Raw genomic sequence first — 22,412 nt, 5'->3', positions numbered from 1 at the left:
GTGCCATGCCAGATCAGTGATGACCTGTCATAAATCCGAAATACGGGTCGCGGGCCTTGCGCGCGCTTAAATCGCCGCAAAAAACAAGGCCGCCCCAGAGGGCGGCCTTGTCGTCCGGACGATATCGCGATTTGGTTACAAGATGCGTCGGCGAGCCTGGGTGATGACGATCTCGGCGACCACCACCACGGCGAAGATCGCCGCGAGCACCAGTGCGACACGATCCCACTGGAACAGGTTCAGCGCCGTATCGAGCGCCATGCCTATACCCCCTGCGCCCACGAGACCCAGCACCGCGGACTCGCGCACGTTGATATCCCAGCGCAGCAGCACGATGGACCAGAACGCCGGCCGGATCTGCGGCCAGTAGCCATACCAGATCACCGCGCCCTTGCTGGCGCCCGTGGCCGTGAGCGCTTCGATCGGGCCGCGCGAGGCGCCCTCGATCGCTTCACCCACCAGCTTGCCCACGAAGCCGATCGACCGGAACGCGATGGCGAGCGTGCCCGCCAGCGCGCCGGGTCCGAAGATGGCGATGAAGAGCAGCGCCCACACCAGCGAGTTGACCGACCGGCTCGACACCAGGATCAGGCGCGCGAGCTGGTTGATGGTGCGGCTGGGCGTGAGGTTGTGCGCGGCGAGCAGGCCCACCGGCACGGCCAGCACGATCGACAGCAGCGTACCGAGCGTGGCGATGTGCAGGGTTTCGACCAGCGGCGCGTGCACGCCTTCCCAGTAATAGCCCCAATCCACCGGCCACATGCGCGACAGCAGGTCGCCCATCTGTTCGGGGGCGTCGTACAGGAACTCGGGGATGATCTCCACCCCACGCGCGGCCTGCACCACGGCCACGACCAGCACCAGATACAGTGCGAATCGCAGCATGCGCTGACCGAACGTATAGCGTTCCCAGGTGCGCGGCGTGCCGGCCGCGGGCATTGCGGTGCTCGCGGTCATGGCTTGCCTCCGTTGCTGCTGCCGAGGCCGCGTGCGGCGGCCATGCGGCGTTGCAGGATGCGGTCGAAGCCCAGGTTGTCCAGCAGCACGGCGCGCACGACACCCGCCAGGATTTCACCCAGCATGATGATGGCGATCAGCGTGAGCAGGATGGCCGACACGAAGTCGTAGTCGAATCGCTGGAACGCCGAGAACAGCGTGCCGCCCACACCGCCCGCGCCCACGATCCCCACCATGGTGGAGTTGCGCAGGTTCGAGTCGAACTGATAGGTGGCGAAGCCGACGAAGCGCGCGAACACCTGCGGCAGCACGCCGAACGTGATCACGTTGACGAACGAGGCGCCGGTGGCGCGCACGGCCTCGACCTGCTTGAGCGAGATTTCTTCGATCGATTCGGTGAAGAGCTTGCCGATGAAGCCGATCGACGCGACGGTGAGCGCGAGAATGCCGGCCAGCGCGCCAAAGCCCACGGCCTTGACGAACAGGATGGCCACGATCACCGGATGCAGCGAGCGGCACAGTGCGACGATGGCGCGGGCCGGCCACGACACCCAGGCGGGCATCAGGTTGCGCGCGCCCAGCAGGCCCACGGGCAGGGCCAGGAAGATGCCCAGCACCGAGGCCAGCACGGCGATCTCGAGGCTCTCTACGATGCCTTTGATCAGCGTGTCGGGCTTTTCGAAGTTTGGCGGGAACATCCGCGCGAGGAACGTGCCGGCATGATCGAGGCCGGCGCGAACGCGCGCGGGACTGACATCGAGCTGCAGCGCGGCATACACCGCATACAGAAAGACCAGCAGCGCGATCGTGCGCGTTTGCCACGACAGCGCGAACGGCCGGCGGGCGCCGGCCGGTATCACTGCAGCCATGACTCGCCTCCGTAGATGGACTTGAGCATGTTGGCGTCCAGCCCTTGTCCATCGCCGTCGTACACCACGCGGCCGCCCGACATGCCGATGATGCGCGTGGCATAGCGGCGTGCGAGTTCGACGTCGTGGATGTTGACCAGCACCGGAATGCCGTTGGCGCTGCCCTGTGCGGTGAGCAGCTCCATGATCTCGACGGAGGTCTTGGGATCGAGCGACGAGGTGGGCTCGTCAGCCAGCAGCAGCTGCGGACCTTGCATCAGGGCGCGGGCGATGCCCACGCGCTGGCGCTGGCCGCCCGACAGGGCGTCGGCGCGCTGATCGGCAAAGCCGGCCAGACCCACGGTGTCGAGCAACTGGTAGGCGCGCTCGATGTCGGCGGCCTCGAAGCGGCGCATCCAGGCGCTGAGCGCCGAGGTGTAGCCGAGCCGGCCGGTGAGCAGGTTTTCCATCACGGTCAGGCGTTCGACCAGGTTGTATTCCTGGAACACCATGCCGATGCGGCGACGCGCACGGCGCAGCGCCTGGCCGCGCACGCGGGCCAGGTCGACGGTGCCGTCGGCGCCTTCCAGCACGATCTCACCGCGGGTGGGTTCGATCAGGCGGTTAACGCAGCGCAGCAGCGTGCTCTTGCCGGTGCCCGAAGGCCCGATGATCGCGGTCAGGCCCTGGCCCGCCACATGAATATCGATGCCATTGAGCACCGGCGTGCCGGCCCGGTATTCCTTAACCAGGCCGGAAATGCGAAGAGACGTTGCCATGCTTACTGCTTGCCCTTGCTCTTGGCGGACTCACGATCGTAGGCCGCGCGGTTGAACTTCTCGCCGCCGGATTCGGCGACTTCGCGCACGATGGCCCAGTCCTTTTGGTAGGTGACCGGGTAGAAACGGTCGGCGCCATCGAACGCCTTCTTCATTTCATCGGGGAAGCGGTAGTCGTAGAAGCACTTGAGCATCTGGTCGCGGAACTTCGGCTCCAGGTCGTGCGCGTAGGCGAACGACGAGGTGGGGAATTTCTCGCTGGTGTAGATGATGCGGAAATCTTCTTCCTTGATCTGGCCACGCGACGCCATGCGGTGGAACACGTCCGATGCCACGGCGGCGGCGTCGTAGTCGCCGGAGTTCACGCCCATGACCGATTGATCGTGCTTGCCCGAGAACAGCACCTTGTAGTCCTTGTCGGGCGTGAGGCCTTCACGCGGGAACAGGGCGACCGGCGCCATGTGACCCGAGTTCGACGAAGGCGCCGTGTGCGCGAGCTTCTTGCCCTTCAGGTCGGTGAGCTTCTGGTAGGGGCTGTCTTTCTTGACGATGACGATCAGGTTGTAGCCCTGGAAGCCATCGGCGTAGCCCTTGACCGCGAACGGCACCGCGCCGGCAATGTTCACCGCGAAAGCGGTGGGGCCGGTGGAGAAGCCGCCGACATGCAGACGACCCGAGCGCATGGCTTCGATTTCAGCCGCGTTGCTTTGCACTTGATAGAACACCACGCGCTTGCCCGTGCACTGCGCCAGATGCTTGGTGAAGGGCTTGAAGATGTCTTCGTAGACCGCCGGGTCTTCGACCGGGGTGTAGGTGAACACCAGCGTCGACGGCGTCTTGAGCTTGGAGGCGTCCGTGGGGGGATCGGCGACCAGATCGTTGTTGGCATCGCAGAACATCGTGTCCAGATCGCCGCGGTTGCTGCACGTGTCGGCGGCGAACGCGGAGTGCGCGCCCAGGGCGAACGTGGTGAATGCGGCGGCTGCGAGCAGGCGCTTGGCTTGCATGGGTAGTCTCCTGTGTCTCTTTGGTGACAAGTATTTGATGTTTGCTTGCTATTCAAACACAAAAAAACGCGCAATAAACCTGGGAAATCCCCTGTGTTTATTTTCGCGTTTTGTTCGAAATGTTCGTTTTGTGTTCGTTTTCAGGTGCGAGACAGGTTCGGGTGAACAGAAAAGGTGAGGTTTCGGCCGATCTCGGCATTCGCCTGTGCTCGCGTGGCGCTCGTCAGGTGGGACGCGTGCGAAGTGCCATGCGGATACCGCATCACTTCCAACTGATGGCTCTGGAGGCAGTGGCGTGTCCTCGGTCGCGGCCGTCGAGCAACGCGCGGCGGCATGACGGCTACGCGCCGCGATCCTCTTTCAGCGTTGGGCCGCCGTCGTGCAGGGCATCCCGGCCCTCCAGCCCGAGCAGCGGTTCGCCGGAGAAATAAATGGCGCGTCCGAGCAGATGGCCCGCGACCGGCACCGTGAAGATCAGGAACAGCACGGTCAGTGCCGCGATCGCGATGGCCAGCCCGTTGCCGCTGCCCAGCGCCACGCCGGCCACGGTCAGCCCCGCGCCGATGGTTCCTGCCTTGGTGGACGCATGCATGCGCTGCAGCGGATCGCTGAAGCGCAGCAAGCCCACCGCGGCCGCGATCAGGAATATGAAGCCCGCGATCTGCAAAAGCATCCCGGCCAGTTTCATGACCAGCTCTAGCATGCCTGTTTCCCCCTGCGTTCGATGAATGCGGCAAGTGCGCATGTGCCCAGGAAGCCGAACACCGCCAGTCCCAGGGCCACATCCAGGTACTCGCGGTAGCCCAGCGCGCCCATGGCCAGCGCCGCGCCGGTGACGGCCACGCCTGTCAGCATGTCCAGCGCCACGAAGCGGTCGGCGTGACTGGGGCCAGAGAGCAGCCGGTAGAGCGTCAGGCCCAACGGAATGCAGAGCAGAATCAGCAACGCCTGCGACATCCATTGGCGAGCGTGATCCAGCTGATCGAGCAGGTCCATCATCGTTCGATCTCCAGAATGGTGTTCTCGAAAGCCTTGCGTATGCCCTCGATGATCTCGTCGGGCGAGGCGGCATCCAGGCAGTGAATAAAGAGGCCCGTGCGGTCCCCGCTCACTTGCAGGGAGGTCGTGCCGGGCGTGAGCGAGATCAGGTTCGCGAGCGTCGCGATGCCGAGATCGGAACGCACGCGCAGCGGATAGCGGATGACGGCCGGTTGCAGGCGCTGCTCCTTGGCGAAGGCAGCGCGCGCGACGGACCAGGAGGACAGCAGCAACTCCCGGATGAAGATGCCGGACAGCTTCAGGCAGGCCAGCATTCGACGAGGCAGGTTCGACATCAAAGCGCGCCTCCTGGATTGGACAGACTCATCGACGCGCCCGCGAGCGTCGCGTCGATGTAGCCGGCAGGGTTCATCAAGGCATCGGCGGCGCGCTGCGAGAACGCGATCAAGGGCTCGGGCATCAGCCCGATCGTCAGCGTGATGAGCGCCAGCGCCGAGATGGCGCAGATCATGGCCGTCGGCACACGTCGCTCGCGCGTTCGCTCGATGGGCGCGTTCTTCCAGAAGGCTTCGGTCCAGATCTTGCTCATCGAGAAGATGGTGAGCAGGCCGACGAACAGGCCCGTCGCGGCAAGCCATCCGGAACTGGCTTCGAATGCCGCGTCGATGACCAGAAACTTGGCCCAGAACCCCGACAGCGGAGGGATGCCGGCCAGCGACAGCGCCGGAATGGCGAACAGCAGCGCGAGCAACGGAAACCGCCGCTGCAGGCTGCCAGAGCGGCGGAGATCGTAGGTGCCCGACACACGATGCATGGCGCCAGCGATCAGGAACAGGTTCGCCTTGACGATGATGTGGTGGATTACGTAGAAGATCGCACCGGCCATGGCGGCCGCGGTGCCGAGCGCCAGCCCCAGCAGGATGTAGCCGATCTGGCTGATGATGTGAAACGACAGAATGCGTCGCACATCCCATTGCACGGCGGCGCCGAAAACGCCGAACAGCATGGTGCCGGCCGCCATGATCGCGATGATTTCACGCATGGCCTCGCCGCCGGCGAAGAGCAGCGTGAAGACCCGGAAACAGGCATACACGCCGACTTTGGTCAGCAGGCCGGCAAAGATGGCCAGGATGCCGATCGACATCGTGTGATACGACGCGGGCAGCCAGAAGAACATCGGAAAGTAGCCGGCCTTGATGCCGAAGCCCACCAGGAACAAGGCCGAGGACGCGGCCAGGGCAAGGCTGTTGTCCGTGTTCGGCAGCACGCGCGCGAGGTCCGCCATGTTCAGCGTGCCCGTCACGCCGTACAGGATGGCGATCGCCAGCAGAAACAGCAGCGTGCTCAGCAGATTCAGCGCGGCGTATTTGAGCGCGCCGTCCAGCTGTGCACGGCTCTTGTCGATCACGAGCAGCCCCATCGCCGTGATCAGCATGATCTCAAACCAGACGTACAGGTTGAAGATGTCGCCCGTCAGGAAGGCGCCATTGACGGCGGTGAGCAGGCCCAGCAACAAGGGATAGACGCCGTTGTGCACGTGCCTGCGGTGAGTGGCCGCCATGCCGAAGACGCCGACCGCGACCGCGAGAATGCCCGTCACGGTGACCATCGCCGCGCCTAGCCGGTCGGCGACGAAGCTGATGCCGAACGGCGCGTCCCAGCCGCCGAAGGTGAGCGCGATGACACCCTCGGCCATGACGGCGCGCAGCAACGCGAGCGACGCCAGCAGCATGAGGGCCAGCGCAATGAGCTGGACGAGGCGCTGCGCAGCCGGCCTGCGCCAGAGCATCATGCAGAGCGCCGCGCCGATGAGCGGAATGAAGACCGGCCAGAGAACGGGGTGATTGAACAGCATGTCTTTCACGCGTCGGCCCCCCGCGCGCGTCGGTGCGCGGGCGTGCGCTCGGTGGCGGCGCTGCCGAGCGCTTCGGCGGCGGTCAGCGCCCGGCCGTCCAGCGTGCCGAAGCGGCGGTGGATGCGCAGCGCCAGCGCGATCGCGAACGACACGAGCGAAAACCCGATGACGATGGCGGTCAGCACGAGCGCTTGCGGCAGCGGATTCGCCGACGCGTCGCCCAATGCGGTCTGGTCGAGCGCCATCACGGGCGGCGCGAGTTCACCGATCCGGCCCGCCAGGAATATCACGAGGTTCACGGCGGCGGAGATCAGCATGACACCGTAGATCACGCGCACGACGTTGCGAGACAGCATGAGGTAGAGGCCGATCGCCATGATGGCGGCGACGCCACCGGCATAGATGAGATTCATTGTTTCCCCTTATTCGTCATAGAGGCGCAGGACCAGGCACAGCATGCCGCCCATCACTGTGCAATACACCCCGATGTCGAAAAGCAGCGTGGTGCCGAGCTTGAAGCCGTTGTCGAAGATGAGCCACTGATGCGTCAGGAATCCGGCGCCCGCCGCGATGCCGGGCAAGCCGCTCAATACGGCCATGAAGACGCCCGCGCCCGCCAGCACGGCGGGATGCACCCGCAGCCGTCTGCGGGCGGCGGCTGCGCCATCCGAGAGCGCAACCAGCGAGACCGCCATCGCGGCGACCAGGCCGCCCACGAATCCGCCGCCGGGCTCGTTGTGGCCACGCCAGAGAATGACGACCGACGCCGTCAACATTGCCCAGAACAGCAGCCGGGCGGTCGCGGAAAAAATCAAAGACTTCATTTCTGCGGGCCTCCGTGGCTACGGGACGCACTGGCGGGCTTGCGATTGATTCCCCGCAACAGGCCCCACACGCCGAGTGTGGCGAAGCCCACGACGGCGATCTCGCCCAAGGTATCCAGCGCCCGGTAGTCGACGATGATGACGTTTACGACATTGCGTCCATGGGCCTCGAGCAGGCTCGTGGCGCCGAAGAAGTCGGAGAGGCGCGTGTCGAAGGGCAGGGACAGCATGCTGAACAGCGCCACGAACACCACCACGCCGAAGACGATGGCGAGGACAGCGTCCGTGCGTCGCTCGCGGGGTTCGCGGCGGCCTTCCGCCCGCTCGGGCAGGCGCACCATCACCGCCATCAGCACGATCAGGACGAGGGTCTCGACCGCAAACTGCGTGAGTGCGAGGTCCGGCGCGCCGTGCAGCAGGAAGAAAAGCGCCGAGCCATAGCCGACGATGCCGACGCCGACCAGCCCCACGAGAATCTTCTGCGTCCGGGCCGCCACGAGGCCGCCAACCACGCCGAACAGCAGCAGCGCGGTCGGTAGCACCAGCACGGTGCCGGCAGGCGACAGCGTCCAGGCACCGCCGGAACGCGCCATCGCCCACGCCATGATGCCGAGCAGCGCGATGACGGTGATCAGCGTGTACCGGCGCATGTCGCCGTTCTGCAGTTGCGCCGTCGAGGCCCGGGCGACCGAGAGGATGCCGTCGACGGTGCGCTGGTAGGTCTTGCCGGCGTTGAACCGGCCGAACAGCGGCGAGCGCTCGAGCGCGTGGTGCAGGCGGTCCCAGTGCCAGGCGAGCAGCGCGCCCAGCGTGATGACCAGCCCGCTCAGTGCCAGCATGGGCGTGAGGCCGTGCCAGAGAGAGAAGGGTAGCGTGGTGGCCGCGCCGTGCAAGGCCGACGCGGCGGGGTTGAGCACGTAGTAAGAGAAGAACCCCGGCGCCAGACCGGCGCAGATGCCCAGCACGCCCAGCGTGAGCGGGCCCGCCAGGAGCCCCGGCGTTTCGCCGTGGTGGATCGACTTCGGCCGATTACGCGACAGGAAGAACGGGCGCAGCGACACGACCGCGGCGGTCGCCACCATGACGCTGTTGACGATCACGGCAACGATCACCGGAATCGCGTTCCAGTCGCTGCCCAGCTGCGCCTCGAACAAATACTCCTTGGAGATGAAGCCGACGAACGGGGGAAAGCCCGCCATCGACATGCTGGCCAGCACGACCGCGCAGGCCGTGTAGGGCAGGAACCGCGCCAGGCCGCCCAGCTTGCGCAGCTCGCTGATGTGCGTGGCGTGAATGGCCGTGCCCGCACAGAAGAACAGCGCTGCCTTGTAGAAGGCGTGCGCGATGATGAAGCCGCAGACGGCCATGGCGGGCACCGGACCGCGCAAGCCGATCAGCATCACCAGAATGCCGAGCGAGGCCACCGTGGACTGCGCCAGCACCGCCTTGTATCCGGTGGCCCGCACGGCATGCAGCGCGGCAACCAGCATGGTCGCCATGCCGACGACCGTCAGCGTGTCGCCATACCAATGCACGCTCTGGAGCAGGCTGTCGAAGCGGGCGAGCAGATACACGCCCAGCTTCACCATCGTGGCCGAATGCAGGTATGCCGACGCAGGCGTGGGCGCGGCCATGGCCTGCGGCAGCCAGAAATGGAACGGAAACTGCGCCGACTTGGTGAAGCAGCCGAGCATGACCAGCACGATCGCGGGCACCAGCAGCGGACCGGCCACCAGTGTCTCGATGCGCTCGGCGATCAGCGACAGCGAGTACGTGTCGACCGCCAGGCCGATGAGCAGGATCCCGCCGAACAGCGCCAGGCCGCCCGCGCCTGTCACGAGCAGCGATTGCAGGGCCGCCTTGCGTGCGTCGGCCCGATGGCGCTCGAAGCCGATGAGCATGAACGACAGCAGGCTCGTGGCTTCCCAGAACACGAACATGACGATCAAGTTGTCGGACAGCACGGTGCCCAGCATCGCCGCCATGAACGCGAGGATGAGAAACATGAACCGCGCGTTCTCACGCCGCGGCGCGTCGGAAAAATAGGCGGTTGCGTAGATCGACACCAGCGTGCCGATGCCCGTGATGAGCAGCGCGAACAGCAGGGAGAACCCGTCCAGTCTGAGCGCGAGGTCGACGTCGAGCGCGGGCACCCACGCCCAGGTTTCGTGGACGACGGCGCCAGCCGCGATGCCGGGCGCATGCTGGGCGAAATGCACGAACAGGAGGAACGGCAGAAGGGCGGGAAGGTAGCGGGTGACGGCGCCTGACAGCGTGGCGGCGCGCCAGCCCACCAGTGCGCCCGCCCATGCGAGGAGCAGTGCGGCGGCTAGATGCAAAGGAACTCTCCGAAGCGCACGCAGCGCGCGCGCGTGGGTCGTTCAGACGACACGGCGCGACGCCCGGCCAATCCCTGAGCGATCAGGATGGCGGCGTTGCTGGCGAAATGACAGAAGGGGGAACGGGAGAAATGCGACGCGCTTCCGGATCGTCGATCGCGGGAAGGCATGCGGAGGGCAAAAGGAGTAACAGCCGGCAGACGCCGGAGGCATCGAAGGTTCATGGGTCGTCAACAGCCCACATTGGCGGCCCGACCAACGCTAAGAACCTCCCGGCCTCAACATGAGACCGAAACCCAGGCAAAAGTCTAACGGATTCTGCAGTAGCTGACTACCGGCTGAAACCATAGGGTGCAGACCGGAGGGCTTGGTGTCGTCGTGAAGGTTGTGTCTGATGCTTCAGACTGCAACCGCCGCGCGCCCAGGCGCGCGCTATGCATGCTAAGTTAGCCCCGCGCTGGCGCCGGGTCATGGCGCCGGCATGGCGGACTGCCTCAGTGAGCTCCGATGGCGGTGCCTTTTCCCCTCTCTTTTTTACTCATCATGCAAAAGAATCCACATCGCGCGTTAGCTCGACCCGGAAAGACGTGGACGGCAGGCCTTCAGGCGCTGGCCCTCGGCATTGCCCTGACGGCGACGGGCACGGTCTCGGCCCAGGCCGATCTGCCGCCGCGTGGCGGCGCGGGTACCGCGGCGCCGGCCAGCGCGCCGAGTCCCGATCGGCTGCCCTCGCGTGCCCCGACGCAGAGCTCGGGCCAGGCCCCTGCACAAGGCCAACCCCAAGCCCAACCCCAGGCCCAACCGCGAACCCAGGCGCCCGCCGGTCAGTCGGGCCAGCGCACGGTGGTCAAGGACGACGCGGCCTACGAGCGCCTGCTGAACAACAGCGGCATCGGCCTGCAATGGTTCTGGACGGATGCGCGCGGCAAGCTCAACGCGGTGGATGACAATGGCGTGGTCCGTCTGGATGGCGGCTACGCCACCGACAAGGGCTCGCTCAAGCTCAAGGGCGAAGTGCTGTCGATCTCGGCGGACCGCTTCACCTTCCGCGGCACGATCCTGATCGTGGACGTGCCTGACAAGGGCCGTCGCTGCGAGCGCACCGGAGACTATGAGTTCCGTGCCACCGGCAAGCGCAAGTACTGGCGCCTGCAGCAGATGACCGAATGCGATCGTCTGACCGACTACGTCGATATCTACTATTGATCGTCGAGTGTCGCGGGGGTGGCCGTCGATCGGATCGGCGGCTCGCCCGCCTGCTCGCCGGGCGCGCGTGATGCCGCTTGCGGCATACAGAACCTGGCCCGCATGTCGCGCGAGTACACGACATACAGCGTGATCACGATGGCCTGAACCAGCATGTGCGCGCTTGCCGATGCCATGTCGCCCTCGAAAATGCCGGTCCAGGGTTGGCCCAGGTGCCCCAGCAGGAACAGTTGCAGCGTCGCCGTCAGAAGCGGCCCGCCCAGCCAGGCCGCGGCCAGGATCACGCGGCGCGTGACGGGCTTGCGCCACACGATCATCATCACACCAGCCCCGACGCTCAGTCCGGCGGCAAGTACTGCGAGCGCCATCGCGACACTGCTCACCGTCGCGGCATCGGGCGTGATCGCGATCAGCGCCCGGGCGGTCTGGAGCCCGAAGGCCAGGCCGAAGAAGGGCTGAATCAGCAACAGGCTGACGATCGCCAGGATCATCATGCTGGTCAGCGCGCCGGCGTCGGTGCGAGCGCGGGGCGTGTCGGTGGGCGGCTGTTGCGGCAAGGACTGCATGCGATTCTCGGGCACTCGAGGCGGTCTGCACCGCCAGAAAAACCCAGTGTAGGAGCGCGCCCGCGGGGTCAATCCGCCGAATAACGGCATGTGCCCCGGGGCGTGACTCCCGACTGCCGCGCACCTCGCCGCGCGGCTTACTCCTTCACGGCAAATTTCTCGAGCAAAGGCCGCCACGTCGTGAGCGTGTCGTCGAGGTAGGCGCCGAACGCCTTGGCGTCGCGGTAGTCCACCTTCAGGCCGAACTGATCCGCACAGTTCTCGAACGCCGGCGTCTGCGTGGCGAGCCTGAACGCATTCTGCAGCTGGGTGACGACGGCCGGCTCCATATTCTTGGGCCCGGCGATGCCGAGAATGCTGGGTGCGACCAGATCATGGCCGAGCTCCTTGAGCGTGGGCGCGTCGAATCCCTTCATGCGATCTTCGGTATAAACCGCCAGCAGTCTCAGGCGGCCGTCGCGCACATAGGGCACCCACTCGGCCGTCTGCGCCATGAATTCCACGTCGCCCCGCATCAGCGCCGTGATGGCCTCCGGACCGCTCTTGTAAGGCACGTGCGTCCATTGCGTGCCGATCTCCTGCGCCAGCCGCTCCGAGGTGAGGTGCTGCGGCGTGCCGATACCGGCCGTGCTGTAGCTCAGACCACGCTTGCGCTTGGACGCGGCCACCAGATCCGCGAAGGACTTGTGCGGCGAGTCGGCGCGCACCAGCAGACCGACCTGATACTGCGCCACCAGGGCAATGGGCGTGAGATCCGTGGTCACGTCGTACTTGAGGCTGGGCGTCAGGACCTGATTCAACAGTCCGCCCGTCGAGAGCGAGGCGATGCTGTAGCCGTCGGGGCGCTGGCGAATGATGTAGCTCACCGAGAGTGAGGATCCCGCGCCGGGTCGGTTCTCGATCACGAGAGGCTGGCCGACGTGCTTGGCCACGTCCATGGCGAGCGTGCGGTTGCAGACGTCGGTGCCGCCGCCCGCGCCGTAGCCTACCACCAGCGAGATCGGATGCTGCGGGTAGTCGGCGGCCACCGCCGGGGTCAGGACATGGGCGGCGCTCAACAACGCGGCCAGGCGCCATACGGATGCCAGTTTCATGAGTTTGTCTCCTAGGTTTTTCATCGCCGGGGCCGGCGTTGCGATGCAAAGCCGGCCCGACGCGGACCTTTTCCGGTCGGAGCCACTGTGTCACGGGCAATAGTTCATATATATAGATGTTTGTACTAATGGTCGCGGCGCGGCGCGCGGCTTACGCTCGCCGTCATGGCCTTCCCGTAGAAAAGGCCGAGGAGACACGATGAAAGAGCAACGACGGGTACTGGTCACCGGCGCCAGCAAAGGCATCGGGCGCGCCATCTGCGAACGCCTGTCGGGCGATGGCTATGCCGTGGTGGGCGTGGCCCGCACGCGGCCCGACGATCTGCCGCCCGGGATCGAATTCATTACGGCCGACCTGGCCGACAACAGCGCGATCGAGCGCGCGCTGAGCGCGTTGAGCGACCAGCCGTTCTATGGGCTGGTCAACAACGTCGGCATCGTCCCGATCGCCAATCTCGAAGACATCAGCCTTGCCGACCTGCACGAGGCCGTGCAGCTCAACGTGGAGACCGCCATTCGCTTCACCCAGGCCCTGGCGCCGGGAATGCGGGCGGCGCGGGCAGGGCGCGTGATCAACATCGCCTCGCGCGCGGCGCTGGGCAAGCGTGGCCGCTCGGTCTACAGCATGACCAAGGCAGGGCTGATCGGCATGACGCGGACGTGGGCGCTGGAGCTGGCCGAGCACGGCATCACCGTCAATGCGATCGCGCCGGGCCCGATTCAGACCGAGTTTTTCGCGGGCGTGAACGATCCCTCGGACGTCCACACCCAGACCCTGCTTGCCGGCATTCCCTTGCGCAGAGTGGGCCGGCCCGACGAGGTGGCGCACGCGGCCGCCTATTTCATGGACCCCCGCTGCGGCTTCGTGACCGGGCAGACGCACTATGTGTGCGGCGGTCTTTCCATCGGGGCCGCGTAGTCCCGCTATCCCCGCAAAACACGAGACAGAGAGACACGCGATGAAACGTTGGACGAAGCGGCCCGAAGGGTCGACCTGGGGCGATTTCGGTGAGAACGATCAGCTCGGCCGCATCAATCTGCTGGGGCCCGAACAGGTGCTCAAGGGTGTGCAGGAGGTGAAGCAGGGGCGTGCATTCTGCCTCTCGCTGCCGCTGGACCTGCCCGGCGGCATGGCGCTGAATCCGCGCCGCAAGCCGCCGCGCCTGTCCGGCACCGAGCGAGACGGGGTGCCGTATATGAACTTCCCGATGGAGCAGCTGGATCCGTCGTCGATCGATATCCTGAGCGACGACCAGGTGGTGATGTCGCTGCAGTACTCCACTCAATGGGATGCGCTGGCGCATGTGGGCGCGATGTTCGATGTGGACGGCGCAGGCGAGCCGCGCAAGGTCTACTACAACGGCTTTGCGGCGGGCACGGACATTCTGGATGCCGGGCAGGGCGCCGAGCACGAGGACTGCTGCGGCGGCGGGCACGCCATGGGCGCGCTCAAGCTCGGCATCGAGAACTTCGCGGTGAACGGCATGCAGGGCCGCGGCGTGCTGGTCGACTTCACGCGTTACTACGGCCGCGAGCGCAAGCTGATCGGCTATGCCGAGCTGGCACATATCCTGACGCAGGAGGGCATCACCATCGAGCGTGGCGACATGCTCGTGCTGCGCACGGGCTTCGCCGAGCTCATTACCGAGATGGGCGGGCAACCCGACGCCGAGCGGCTGCATCAGGCGTGCTGCGTCCTGGACGGCGCCGACGAGAAACTGCTGAACTGGATCACCGAGAGCGGCATCGCCGCCATCTGCGCCGACAACTACGCCGTCGAGGCCTATCCCGCGCGCGAACGTCCGGGCAAGAAATCCCTGCTGCCGCTGCACCACCATTGCCTCTTCAAGCTCGGATTGCCGCTAGCCGAACTCTGGTACCTGAAGGACCTGGCGCAGGCGCTCCATGCAGACGAGCGGCACCGCTTCCTGCTGACCGCGCCACCGCTGCGTCTGCCGGGTGCGGTCGGCTCGCCCGTCACGCCGGTGGCCACGATCTGAGGAGATACGCGTGGACTTCTACTCGCTGCTTTCACGTCATGCCGAGTCGGCGCCCGGGCGTGTCGCCTTCCGCGATCCCGAGCAAACGATCGATTACGCCGGCTTGCGGCGCGAGGTCGATCGCGTGGCTGCCTTGATGGCCTCGCAAGGCGCGGTGCGCGGCGATCGCCTGGCGCTGTGGATGCCCAACTGCCTTGCCTGGCTGGTGACGTTCCTCGCTTGCGCCCGGCTGGGCATCATCGTGGTGGCCGTCAACACGCGCTTCAAGGAGCATGAGGTCGGCCAATTGCTCACGCGCGGGCAATGCCGGTGGCTCGCGTTCTGGCCGGCGTTCAAGGGCCTGCCCTTCGTCGACATCCTGAAGCGCGTAGATCCCGCGGCGATCTCCCGCCTGTCCGGCGTGTTCGTGGCGGGCCAGGCGCCGGATCTGGAGCCGCTGCGCGCCGAGTGGCCCGGCCTGTGCCTGACGGCGCTGTGCAACGAGGATGTCGTGCCGGGCGGCGCGGCGATCCCGGATCCTGGCCAGGGCGACGACGGAGCACTGGTGTACACGACGTCGGGCACCACCTCGGCACCCAAGCTGGTGCTGCATCGGCAGCGCGGGCTCACGCAGCACGGCAGGATTGCGGCCGAGGCCTATGGCACCTCGGCCGACAGCGTGGTGCTGCTGGCTGCCCCTCTGTGCGGCGCGTTCGGGTTCTCCACCATGCTGGCCGGTCTGGTGCCGGGCGCCACGCTGGTGTCGCTGGCAGTGTTCGATGCGCACACAACCGTTCGGCAGATCCGCGAGTATGGCGTCACGCACACCTTCGCCAACAACGAGCTCATCGGCCTGCTGCTGCAAGCCGCGCCCGCTGAGCAGCGCCCGTTTCCGTCGCTGCGCTATGTGGGCTACGCCAGCTTTTCGCCTTCGATGGACGATCTGCCCGAGCGCGCGCTGCAGGCGGGGATGCCGATTACCGGGCTGTATGGCTCGAGCGAGCTCCAGGCGCTGGTGGCCGGCCAGCGGCTGGACGCGGACTGGCAGTATCGCCGGGTCGCGGGGGGCACGCTGGCCGCAGGCGACGCCCGCGTGCGTGCGGTCGACCCGGACTCGGGGGCGGTGCTGCCGCACGGCGCCATCGGGCAAATCGAGATCAAGGCGCCCAGTCTCATGAGCGAGTATCTGGACGACCCCGACGCCACCCGCAAGGCGATACGGGCGGACGGCTATTTCCGTACCGGCGACCTCGGTTTTACCTTGTCGGAGCACGCATTCATCTTCCAGGGGCGCGATGGCGAGCACCTGCGCCTGGCGGGGTTCCTGGTCAATCCGATGGAGATCGAGGCGTTCATCCGATCGATCGCGGGCGTGCAGGCGGTGCAGGTCGTGGGCGCGCAGCTCGGGGGCAAGACGGTGCCGGTGGCCTTCGTCATCCCGCAGCCCGATGCGACGCTGCACGAAGCGGAGATCATCCAGACCTGCCGTGCCGCGATGGCCAAATTCAAGGTGCCGGAGCGGGTCGTTCTGGTGGCGCAGTTCCCGATGGTGCAGAGTGCCAATTCCAACAAGGTGCAGAAGCACGCCTTGCGAGAGAAAGCGCAGGCCCTGCTCGACGAGGCGGCGCGCGCCAGGCCGTAGAATCCCGCACATGCCCAATCGCCCGAAATCCCCGGCCCTGCCCAAGGCCCACGCCTCCGAGGTGCTGTCACGCAGCAAGCAGCCCATCTATCTGCAGCTGGTGGCCGAGTTCCGCAGCAATATCGCACAAGGAAAATGGGCGCCGGGCGCGCAGATCCCCTCGCTGGAGGAGCTGATGGCCCAGTATCGCGTGGCGCGCATGACCATCCGCAACGCGATCGGCATCCTCGAAGACGAAGGCTACATCCGGCGCGGGCGCGGCATCGGCACCTTCGTGCAGGCCAAGATTCCCACCGTGGCCGAGCTGCAGATCCCGTCCAACTGGGACGAGACGGTGGCGCTCAGCGATGTGCTGGGCACCGAGAGCATCTTCGAACGCGCCGATGCCCTGGCCGAGCTGCCCGAGCTGGGCATGCACTACGACGGCGCCTTCGCTCGCGCATATCGTCATATGTGCCGCCTGCATGTGAAGGACGGCGTGCCGGTCTGCTATAGCGACGTGTTCGTGGCCGAGGATTTGTTCAAGGCTCACCGATCGGCATTTCTGAAGTCGGCGGCCGCCTCGGTGATCGCGCGGATTCCGGATCTCGCCCTGCACGCGGCGCGGCAGAAGATCACGATCGCCGGCGCGGGTATCGCGTCGGCGCGGGCCCTCAACATGACTGTCGGTGACAGCGTTGCGGAAGTGCGCCGCTATGCCTGCGACGCGTCGCGGCTGATCTACTTCGCGCGGCTGGAGTTTCCCACCAAGTTCGTGAAGCTGGAGTTCGACCTGCTGCGTTGAGCGCGGTGCGGGCCTGGCCTGGCCTGGCCTGGCCCGACCGGGCCGCGCGTGTCTACAGCGCCTTGTCGAGCCGGTGCGCCGCGTCGAGCTTGGGCGTATCCAGGAGGCGCGCCTTCACGTCGAGCAAGGCATCGTCAGGCACATCGAAGCGCTGAATCCAGGCTTCGCCCTTCAGACCGGTGAGGCGCGGTTCGCCCGCTGCGCTGGCCGCCAGATGCAGCCAGAAGTCTTCGCTGCGCACGGCCTTCAGCGCCGCGTTGGTCAGCGCGTACTGCGGCGGTTGCCCGTCCAGCGCCACGGCGGCGATGTCGGGTTCGTTGCCCGCCTGGATCACGATGCCGGTGCCGTAGTCGTAAAACGCATACCAGTCGGGCGGGAGTTCCGAGCGCAGCGCGGTCAGTCCGCCCGCTTCGGTCAGCATGTCGAGATTGATCGCGGTGAGCCACGACACGGTCTTGAAGCGATTGGGCTTGAGGCGCGCCGCCGAGAACGCGGGCGAGCCGACGTCCACGCCGCGCGCCTGCTCCGACACGAAGGCCTCGGTCGGCTGATCGCTATTCCACTCTGACGGCGACAGCACGAAGCCGAAGCCGCCCTGACCGTGATGGGCGTCGAGCCGGTCGGCGCACATGACGAACAGCGCCTGGAATGCCTTGGGATGCTCGATCACGTCGGCGAGCGGCAGCGAGAAACGCATCACGTCGAGCTGCAGGCCCTTCTTGGCCATCCAGTCGGGCGCGGCGTTCACATAAAACGAATACGGGCCCGCGTCGGGACGCTTCACGCCGCTGCTGTAGTGCAGATCGATGGCCTCGTCGCTATCGAGCGCCTTGAGCAGATCGCGCACCGCCGGGGCCTTGGCATAGGGCATGCACGGCGGGCCCGAAGGCGGCTCGCTGCGCCACAGCCAGGTGAGCTTATCGGTCGCGAGCTTCAGGTACGCGTCGAAACACTGCGCGATGGCCTCGCGGCGCTCCTTGGTATGGCCACCGCTGAAGAACAGCGTGCCCGTGATGGCGATGACGGCGCCGACGTAATCGCGCGGGCCCTTGGACATCAGCATCGCGCCCGGAAACTGCTGCGCCCGCGCGTTCCCGCGCAGCGCGGCGGCATAGGCTTCGGGACTCATGTTGGGATCGAATTCGGTCATGGCGTCGGGCTCAAGGGGTGGCAGGCACCGGGGCAGGGCTGGGGCCGCGGCGTCCGGGCAGCGGCGGGACACGGCCACGCGTGTACATCCTCAGCATTTCATAGAGGGCTTCGGCGATAGGCGCAGCATACTTGGTCTTTTCCGCGGCCTCCGCTTCGCGCCGTTCGACTTCGCCGCAGTCGCACTCCGATGACTCGAGCAGCACCACTTTTTCGGGGTTGCCGGCAATACGGGTGTACGCGGCCATCTGGCCTTCGCCGGGCGTGTCGTTCGGAAACTTGATCTCCACCACCATGCGGATGTTGTCCTGCGTGGGTGGCGCCTTCGGATCGTTCACGATCACCACGTCCGGACGCCGGATCATGCCGCGGTTGGGCTTGAAGGGCGGCCGCTCTTTCTCGGGGTCGTCCCAATACTTGCGGATCCAGCCGGGCAGCCAGTTGTGCGCACGCGAGGGATCGGTGGCGTCCATGATGGGCTCGGGCGGCTCCTGCGACATGTCGTAGTTCACCTCGGGCTTGTACGGGCTCGTGCCATACAGCGTCTCGTCGAGCAGCTTGAGCCGGCCCGAGCAGCAGACCTGATTGAGACTGCGGCCATCCTTGCCGATACCCGGCGCGGCCTGACATTTGCAAATGGCACTGCACAGCACCGATTGATCGGTGGGCGATAGCTGGCTCAGTCCGGTACCCGCGGGCGTGGTCGTGCCGGGTCCGCCCGAGGTCCCGCCACTGGCGTTGGGTGCGCCGTCACTCATGCTTCATCTTCCTTCGGCGGGGGCAGCAATGTCAGCGAGAGCATGTCCGGCGAGTCGCCCGCCACCCAGCTCGTATGGCCGTTGGCATCTGTCTCGCCCTCGACCGTGGCGCCGTTCATTGAGTTGATTCGATACGCGCGGCCAGCCACCGGCTCGCGGCTGCTGTCGTCGATCACCTGAAAGCGCCCGCGGTAGGGGGCGGTCCCGTCTTCGCCGGCTTGGTACTCGGTACCCGGCCCCGCGTTCGACGCGCCGGCGCCCGCACCCGCGGAGGGCGCCTCGGTCCAGAAGTGCTGGCTCGCGATGAGGGTGGCGCCGCAGGCGGTGCGCATGCCCTCGAGCGCGAGCCATTGCGCGCTGCCCGTGGACTGCGTGCCCTCGACGATGGGGTAAGAGCCTTTGCATTTGGGGCACGACGTCATGTCGCCCTTGCGCGCGGCCAGCTGGCCAAAAACGTTGAGCGTCGGGTCGCCGGTCACGACCGTGCCGCCATGGCTTGTCTTGTCGCCGACCCTGATCACGGCTTTTTGCACGGCTCGCGCCCTCTTTGGCTACAGGCTGAAAAAAGTGGCCGTAGTGTATCCGCGGGTCGACGCGCCGCAATCACAAGGTCGTGAGCGTTTTTTACCAAAGCGGACAAGCTGTGCAGCATGGCGCGCCGGTTTGTATCGGGTGGGGCGTGGGCGAGGCAGGGCGGCAGATGACGATAAGATGTCGGCTGTCCCGGCCGCAGCCCAGGCGCCCCGGTCTTGCGAGACCCGACGCGCGCAGTCTCCGGGGCGACACGCCCGTCCCTCTGCCAGTCCACAAGGAACGAACGATGCCGCTTACCTCCGCGCTGATGCGCGTTTGCCTGATCAGCCTTTGTGTCCATGGCGCCGTGCATGCCCAGACCGAGGCGCCAACCGAAGCTGAACAAAACAAGTCACGCGCCGAGCTATGGGATGAAGGTACGGAGCGCCAAAGGGCCTGGGCCGACGAGTTTCTGGGCGATACCCGCGAGATGGGCATGGCGTTGCTCGTGATCCCCACCATCAATCTTGATGCGCAAGGGCCACGCAACTTCGATGATCCTTCCGTGCGCGCGGACTTTGTGCGCCAGCGCAGCATGAAGATGCGCTGGCTTCATCACGTGAACGAGCACAATGCCATCTCGGTCGGCTACGGCAAGCACAAACGCGAAGCCTGGGATACCGGCCCGCTGTTCCAGATGACCGACGGCGCCATTACCTACCAAATGATCGCCGTGCAGCCGGGCCGATATCGGCTCGCGCGCATCACGTACATCCAGCCCGGGATGCGAGAGCCCGCGCCTCAGAACAAGCCGGCCAGGCTCTCGGTCGATAAGGCGGGCGTTGCCGCGCTCAATGAGTTCGACATGAAGGATTACCGCAAGACAGGCCACTGGTCTCAGGCCATGAAGCGCGATGACGGGATGGGGACCGGTTGCCCGCTGGTGCTCCGGGTGGGCGATGGATGCACGGAAGAAGCGCGCGAGTTTCGCTGGGGCATGAGCGCGCGCAGCGCCGTCAAGGACGGCGTGGCCGAGGTCATCGAGATTCCCGCCGTCGATGCGGAACTCTCATTCTCGCCCGTCGCGGAGATCACCCTGGCCGAAGGCGACGTGGTGCTGACCGACGGGTTTGTGCTCCCGGCCGATCAACCCAAACTCGCGGAAAACACATGCCAGGTCCTCGCGAATGACCTGATGTGTTCGCTGGACTCATTGACCGTCGAGCGCCTCCCGGCGAGCTTGCAGTCGTTTCGTCAGGCCACGGGGCTCAAGACCTTCGGCATGACGAAGACCGAAGCCGCGTTGCGCAATCTCGTTTATCGCGCGCCCAAGATCCACGCCAAGTCGGTCCCGGGCGCGTCGCCCAACCTGCTGCGGGTGGAGTAGGGCGCCGCTTGCTGTGTGGCGACGGTCCGGGCGCCTCGAGCATGCGGAAGACGTCGCATGTGCATGTGCTGGCGGCATTACACTGCGGCCCACCTGCTTACGCCAGCCCGCCTTCCGACGCCGCGCTCGCCGCCTTTCTTGAAGAGACCTTCATGTCGCAACCCATTCCTTCGACCAGCCTGGACCTGCTGCGCGAGTTGATCGCCTTTCCGTCTGTCTCGCTCACGCCGAACGCCGGTCTCATGGCGCGCGTGCAGGAGGTGTTGGCGGCCGCCGGCATCGCGTCGCGGCTCGTGCCGGATCCCCAGGACCCCAAGCGCTGCAATCTCTTCGCCAGTGTGGGGCCGGGCGATCAGCCGGGCATCATGCTGTCCGGCCACACCGACGTCGTACCTGTCGTGGGCCAGCCCTGGACCTCGCCCGCCTTCGAGGCGACCGAGCGCGATGGGCGGATCTATGGCCGTGGCGCGGCCGACATGAAGGGCTTCGTTGCCTGCGCCGTGATGGCTATGGTGCACGCCGCGCAGCAGCCGTTGAAGCGGCCGCTGCAGTTGGCGCTGTCGTTCGATGAAGAAATCGGCTGCGTGGGCGTGCGGCACCTGCTGCGCGCGCTCGAAGGCCTGAACCCCGCGCCGTCGCTCTGCGTGGTCGGCGAACCTACGCTGATGAAGATCGGCACCGGTCACAAGGGCAAGGCGGCCTATCGCGCACTGTGCTGCGGACAGGCAGGGCATTCAGGCCTCGCGCCCAACTTCGTGAACGCCATCCAGACCGCGGCCGACTTTGTCGCGGCCCTGCGCGATGTACAGCAAGACCTGGCCGCGCACGGCGCGCGCGAGGAGGGCTACGCGATTCCGTATTCCACGGTGCACGTGGGCACGATCCGCGGCGGCACGGCGCTCAACATCGTGCCCGCCGAATGCGAGCTCGACTTCGAGATCCGCAACGTCGCTCAGGACGAACCCGCGGAGATCCTGGCGCGGGTGCTGGAACGCACGCAGTCCCGCATGCGTGACGCAAACGCCTCGCCCGAGGCGGCGCTGCCGGAAGTGCAGGTGGTCAATACCTATCCGGGCCTGTCGACGCCCGACGACGCGCCGGCCGTGCAATTGCTCGCCTCGCTGCTGCCACCGGACACCACGCTGACCAAAGTTGCGTTCGGCACCGAGGGGGGCCTGTTTCGCCAACAATGGAACGAGACCGCCGTGCTGGTGTGCGGCCCGGGCAGCATCGAAGTGGCGCACAAGGCCGACGAGTACGTCGAGATATCCCAGATCGAGGCCTGCGATCGCCTGATGACGGGGCTGATCCAGCACCTCTGCGGTTGAGACATCGAGGCATAGCGATGCCCGCGCCGGTGGCGCGTGTCGCGGGAGGCCGCAACACGCGCCAGGCGATACGCTCGACGCACTTACTTGCGACTACGCACCGGCTGGAAGTTCAGCGCGTACGTGTTCGGCTGGGCGGTGGGCACGAGGGTGTAGCGCACCGTGAGCGCGTCGGTGCGCATCAGCGTTTGCTCATCCACCAGCGTCACGCTCGCTTCGCAGGTCAGCGTCGGTTTCGCGGCCTTCGCCTTGCTCTTGTTTTGGCCGTCGGCCGACTTGACGTCATGGAAACCCATGCGAATCGCGTTGTCGAGCGAGTTGGCCGACCGGATGGTGTTGGCAAGCATCTGCAGCACCGGTTGGTCTGCACATTGCGGCTGGTACATCGCCTCGGGCGT

At 66.2% G+C, this 22,412-nt stretch carries 24 protein-coding genes; 7 read left to right on the top strand and 17 right to left on the bottom strand.

Features of this window, described 5'->3' with window-relative positions:
- Positions 1–135: 135 nt before the first annotated feature.
- The 11 genes from phnE (CAL25_RS21870) to mbhE all read right to left on the bottom strand — a co-directional run bounded on the left by phnE (CAL25_RS21870) (position 136) and on the right by mbhE (position 9,608).
- Positions 136–957 (bottom strand): phosphonate ABC transporter, permease protein PhnE, encoded by an 822-nt coding sequence (gene phnE, locus CAL25_RS21870; protein WP_094803986.1) that lies wholly within the window; start codon positions 955–957, stop codon positions 136–138.
- Complete coding sequence (gene phnE, locus CAL25_RS21865) at positions 954–1,826, bottom strand: phosphonate ABC transporter, permease protein PhnE (RefSeq protein WP_094803984.1); 873 nt, start codon at positions 1,824–1,826, stop codon at positions 954–956. The genes phnE (CAL25_RS21870) and phnE (CAL25_RS21865) overlap by 4 nt, the downstream gene beginning before the upstream one ends.
- Positions 1,814–2,584 carry a phosphonate ABC transporter ATP-binding protein gene (gene phnC / locus CAL25_RS21860; protein ID WP_094803982.1) on the bottom strand — a complete coding sequence of 257 codons (771 nt, stop codon included), beginning with the start codon at positions 2,582–2,584 and terminating at the stop codon, positions 1,814–1,816. Before phnC ends, phnE (CAL25_RS21865) begins: the two co-directional genes overlap by 13 nt.
- A 2-nt stretch (positions 2,585–2,586) precedes the next feature.
- Positions 2,587–3,591 (bottom strand): phosphate/phosphite/phosphonate ABC transporter substrate-binding protein, encoded by a 1,005-nt coding sequence (gene phnD / locus CAL25_RS21855; RefSeq protein ID WP_094803980.1) that lies wholly within the window; start codon positions 3,589–3,591, stop codon positions 2,587–2,589.
- Between the two features lie 340 nt (positions 3,592–3,931).
- Complete coding sequence (locus CAL25_RS21850; RefSeq protein ID WP_212590929.1) at positions 3,932–4,294, bottom strand: cation:proton antiporter; 363 nt, start codon at positions 4,292–4,294, stop codon at positions 3,932–3,934.
- The gene (locus CAL25_RS21845; protein ID WP_249279200.1) at positions 4,288–4,590 is read right to left on the bottom strand and encodes a monovalent cation/H+ antiporter complex subunit F; all 303 of its coding nucleotides are present in this window, start codon (positions 4,588–4,590) and stop codon (positions 4,288–4,290) included. Before CAL25_RS21845 ends, CAL25_RS21850 begins: the two co-directional genes overlap by 7 nt.
- Complete coding sequence (locus tag CAL25_RS21840) at positions 4,587–4,925, bottom strand: Na+/H+ antiporter subunit E (RefSeq protein ID WP_094803978.1); 339 nt, start codon at positions 4,923–4,925, stop codon at positions 4,587–4,589. The genes CAL25_RS21845 and CAL25_RS21840 overlap by 4 nt, the downstream gene beginning before the upstream one ends.
- Positions 4,925–6,445, bottom strand: a complete 1,521-nt coding sequence (locus CAL25_RS21835) for a proton-conducting transporter membrane subunit (RefSeq protein WP_094803976.1) — start codon at positions 6,443–6,445, stop codon at positions 4,925–4,927. Before CAL25_RS21835 ends, CAL25_RS21840 begins: the two co-directional genes overlap by 1 nt.
- Before the next feature lie 5 nt (positions 6,446–6,450).
- Positions 6,451–6,858, bottom strand: a complete 408-nt coding sequence (locus CAL25_RS21830; RefSeq protein WP_094803974.1) for a sodium:proton antiporter — start codon at positions 6,856–6,858, stop codon at positions 6,451–6,453.
- A 9-nt stretch (positions 6,859–6,867) separates the two neighbouring features.
- Positions 6,868–7,269 carry an MnhB domain-containing protein gene (locus CAL25_RS21825; RefSeq protein WP_094803972.1) on the bottom strand — a complete coding sequence of 134 codons (402 nt, stop codon included), beginning with the start codon at positions 7,267–7,269 and terminating at the stop codon, positions 6,868–6,870.
- The gene (gene mbhE / locus CAL25_RS21820; protein ID WP_094803970.1) at positions 7,266–9,608 is read right to left on the bottom strand and encodes a hydrogen gas-evolving membrane-bound hydrogenase subunit E; all 2,343 of its coding nucleotides are present in this window, start codon (positions 9,606–9,608) and stop codon (positions 7,266–7,268) included. Before mbhE ends, CAL25_RS21825 begins: the two co-directional genes overlap by 4 nt.
- Before the next feature lie 543 nt (positions 9,609–10,151).
- Here mbhE and CAL25_RS21815 point away from each other — a divergent pair.
- Positions 10,152–10,814 carry a hypothetical protein gene (locus tag CAL25_RS21815; protein WP_094804037.1) on the top strand — a complete coding sequence of 221 codons (663 nt, stop codon included), beginning with the start codon at positions 10,152–10,154 and terminating at the stop codon, positions 10,812–10,814.
- Here CAL25_RS21815 and CAL25_RS21810 read toward each other — a convergent pair.
- Together CAL25_RS21810 and CAL25_RS21805 are read right to left on the bottom strand one after the other, a co-directional pair.
- Positions 10,808–11,380, bottom strand: a complete 573-nt coding sequence (locus CAL25_RS21810; RefSeq protein WP_094803968.1) for a hypothetical protein — start codon at positions 11,378–11,380, stop codon at positions 10,808–10,810. The genes CAL25_RS21815 and CAL25_RS21810 overlap by 7 nt on opposite strands.
- A 137-nt stretch (positions 11,381–11,517) precedes the next feature.
- The gene (locus CAL25_RS21805) at positions 11,518–12,474 is read right to left on the bottom strand and encodes a Bug family tripartite tricarboxylate transporter substrate binding protein (RefSeq protein ID WP_094803966.1); all 957 of its coding nucleotides are present in this window, start codon (positions 12,472–12,474) and stop codon (positions 11,518–11,520) included.
- A gap of 199 nt (positions 12,475–12,673) precedes the next feature.
- On the opposite strand from CAL25_RS21805, the gene CAL25_RS21800 reads away from it, so the two are divergent.
- From CAL25_RS21800 to CAL25_RS21785, 4 genes are read left to right on the top strand one after another with little or no spacing between them, the layout of a single operon-like run.
- The gene (locus CAL25_RS21800) at positions 12,674–13,393 is read left to right on the top strand and encodes an SDR family oxidoreductase (RefSeq protein WP_094803964.1); all 720 of its coding nucleotides are present in this window, start codon (positions 12,674–12,676) and stop codon (positions 13,391–13,393) included.
- Between the two features lie 40 nt (positions 13,394–13,433).
- Positions 13,434–14,474 carry a cyclase family protein gene (locus CAL25_RS21795; RefSeq protein ID WP_094803962.1) on the top strand — a complete coding sequence of 347 codons (1,041 nt, stop codon included), beginning with the start codon at positions 13,434–13,436 and terminating at the stop codon, positions 14,472–14,474.
- Positions 14,475–14,484: 10 nt separating this feature from the next.
- Positions 14,485–16,095: an AMP-binding protein gene (locus tag CAL25_RS21790; protein ID WP_094803960.1), complete on the top strand. Its 1,611-nt coding sequence runs from the start codon at positions 14,485–14,487 to the stop codon at positions 16,093–16,095.
- Positions 16,096–16,105: 10 nt separating this feature from the next.
- Positions 16,106–16,879: a GntR family transcriptional regulator gene (locus tag CAL25_RS21785; RefSeq protein WP_094803959.1), complete on the top strand. Its 774-nt coding sequence runs from the start codon at positions 16,106–16,108 to the stop codon at positions 16,877–16,879.
- A gap of 52 nt (positions 16,880–16,931) precedes the next feature.
- Here the strand turns inward: CAL25_RS21785 and CAL25_RS21780 are convergent, their stop codons facing one another.
- Genes CAL25_RS21780 through CAL25_RS21770 form a run of 3 tightly spaced genes read right to left on the bottom strand, consistent with a single transcriptional unit; the run spans position 16,932 to position 19,319 of the window.
- On the bottom strand, positions 16,932–18,029 hold the full coding sequence (locus CAL25_RS21780; protein ID WP_094803957.1) for a type VI immunity family protein: 1,098 nt from the start codon (positions 18,027–18,029) through the stop codon (positions 16,932–16,934).
- A 10-nt stretch (positions 18,030–18,039) separates the two neighbouring features.
- A complete protein-coding gene (locus tag CAL25_RS21775) occupies positions 18,040–18,786 on the bottom strand; it encodes a VRR-NUC domain-containing protein (RefSeq protein WP_094803955.1) in 747 nt (248 codons plus the stop codon).
- The gene (locus tag CAL25_RS21770) at positions 18,783–19,319 is read right to left on the bottom strand and encodes a PAAR domain-containing protein (RefSeq protein ID WP_094803953.1); all 537 of its coding nucleotides are present in this window, start codon (positions 19,317–19,319) and stop codon (positions 18,783–18,785) included. The genes CAL25_RS21775 and CAL25_RS21770 overlap by 4 nt, the downstream gene beginning before the upstream one ends.
- A gap of 287 nt (positions 19,320–19,606) precedes the next feature.
- Between CAL25_RS21770 and CAL25_RS21765 the strand changes: the two genes are divergently transcribed.
- The gene (locus tag CAL25_RS21765) at positions 19,607–20,686 is read left to right on the top strand and encodes a hypothetical protein (RefSeq protein ID WP_094803951.1); all 1,080 of its coding nucleotides are present in this window, start codon (positions 19,607–19,609) and stop codon (positions 20,684–20,686) included.
- A gap of 152 nt (positions 20,687–20,838) precedes the next feature.
- Complete coding sequence (argE, locus tag CAL25_RS21760; protein WP_094803949.1) at positions 20,839–22,014, top strand: acetylornithine deacetylase; 1,176 nt, start codon at positions 20,839–20,841, stop codon at positions 22,012–22,014.
- 83 nt (positions 22,015–22,097) lie between these two features.
- Here argE and CAL25_RS24290 read toward each other — a convergent pair.
- The coding region (locus CAL25_RS24290; RefSeq protein WP_170948571.1) for a hypothetical protein at positions 22,098–22,412 on the bottom strand (315 nt) is incomplete at its 5' end.

This window comes from Bordetella genomosp. 5 (assembly GCF_002261315.1).
In the GTDB taxonomy this organism is placed as follows: domain Bacteria; phylum Pseudomonadota; class Gammaproteobacteria; order Burkholderiales; family Burkholderiaceae_B; genus Bordetella.
This window is presented reverse-complemented; position numbering and strand designations above follow the sequence as displayed.

What these genes read in the sequence shown, in the direction of transcription:
- phnE (WP_094803986.1), bottom strand. Translation starts at nt 957, where the DNA reads ATGACCGCGAGCACCGCAATGCCCGCGGCCGGCACGCCGCGCACCTGG.
- phnE (WP_094803984.1), bottom strand. Translation starts at nt 1,826, where the DNA reads ATGGCTGCAGTGATACCGGCCGGCGCCCGCCGGCCGTTCGCGCTGTCG.
- phnC (WP_094803982.1), bottom strand. Translation starts at nt 2,584, where the DNA reads ATGGCAACGTCTCTTCGCATTTCCGGCCTGGTTAAGGAATACCGGGCC.
- phnD (WP_094803980.1), bottom strand. Translation starts at nt 3,591, where the DNA reads ATGCAAGCCAAGCGCCTGCTCGCAGCCGCCGCATTCACCACGTTCGCC.
- CAL25_RS21850 (WP_212590929.1), bottom strand. Translation starts at nt 4,294, where the DNA reads ATGCTAGAGCTGGTCATGAAACTGGCCGGGATGCTTTTGCAGATCGCG.
- CAL25_RS21845 (WP_249279200.1), bottom strand. Translation starts at nt 4,590, where the DNA reads ATGATGGACCTGCTCGATCAGCTGGATCACGCTCGCCAATGGATGTCG.
- CAL25_RS21840 (WP_094803978.1), bottom strand. Translation starts at nt 4,925, where the DNA reads ATGTCGAACCTGCCTCGTCGAATGCTGGCCTGCCTGAAGCTGTCCGGC.
- CAL25_RS21835 (WP_094803976.1), bottom strand. Translation starts at nt 6,445, where the DNA reads ATGCTGTTCAATCACCCCGTTCTCTGGCCGGTCTTCATTCCGCTCATC.
- CAL25_RS21830 (WP_094803974.1), bottom strand. Translation starts at nt 6,858, where the DNA reads ATGAATCTCATCTATGCCGGTGGCGTCGCCGCCATCATGGCGATCGGC.
- CAL25_RS21825 (WP_094803972.1), bottom strand. Translation starts at nt 7,269, where the DNA reads ATGAAGTCTTTGATTTTTTCCGCGACCGCCCGGCTGCTGTTCTGGGCA.
- CAL25_RS21815 (WP_094804037.1), top strand. Translation starts at nt 10,152, where the DNA reads ATGCAAAAGAATCCACATCGCGCGTTAGCTCGACCCGGAAAGACGTGG.
- CAL25_RS21810 (WP_094803968.1), bottom strand. Translation starts at nt 11,380, where the DNA reads ATGCAGTCCTTGCCGCAACAGCCGCCCACCGACACGCCCCGCGCTCGC.
- CAL25_RS21805 (WP_094803966.1), bottom strand. Translation starts at nt 12,474, where the DNA reads ATGAAACTGGCATCCGTATGGCGCCTGGCCGCGTTGTTGAGCGCCGCC.
- CAL25_RS21800 (WP_094803964.1), top strand. Translation starts at nt 12,674, where the DNA reads ATGAAAGAGCAACGACGGGTACTGGTCACCGGCGCCAGCAAAGGCATC.
- CAL25_RS21795 (WP_094803962.1), top strand. Translation starts at nt 13,434, where the DNA reads ATGAAACGTTGGACGAAGCGGCCCGAAGGGTCGACCTGGGGCGATTTC.
- CAL25_RS21785 (WP_094803959.1), top strand. Translation starts at nt 16,106, where the DNA reads ATGCCCAATCGCCCGAAATCCCCGGCCCTGCCCAAGGCCCACGCCTCC.
- CAL25_RS21780 (WP_094803957.1), bottom strand. Translation starts at nt 18,029, where the DNA reads ATGACCGAATTCGATCCCAACATGAGTCCCGAAGCCTATGCCGCCGCG.
- CAL25_RS21775 (WP_094803955.1), bottom strand. Translation starts at nt 18,786, where the DNA reads ATGAGTGACGGCGCACCCAACGCCAGTGGCGGGACCTCGGGCGGACCC.
- CAL25_RS21765 (WP_094803951.1), top strand. Translation starts at nt 19,607, where the DNA reads ATGCCGCTTACCTCCGCGCTGATGCGCGTTTGCCTGATCAGCCTTTGT.
- argE (WP_094803949.1), top strand. Translation starts at nt 20,839, where the DNA reads ATGTCGCAACCCATTCCTTCGACCAGCCTGGACCTGCTGCGCGAGTTG.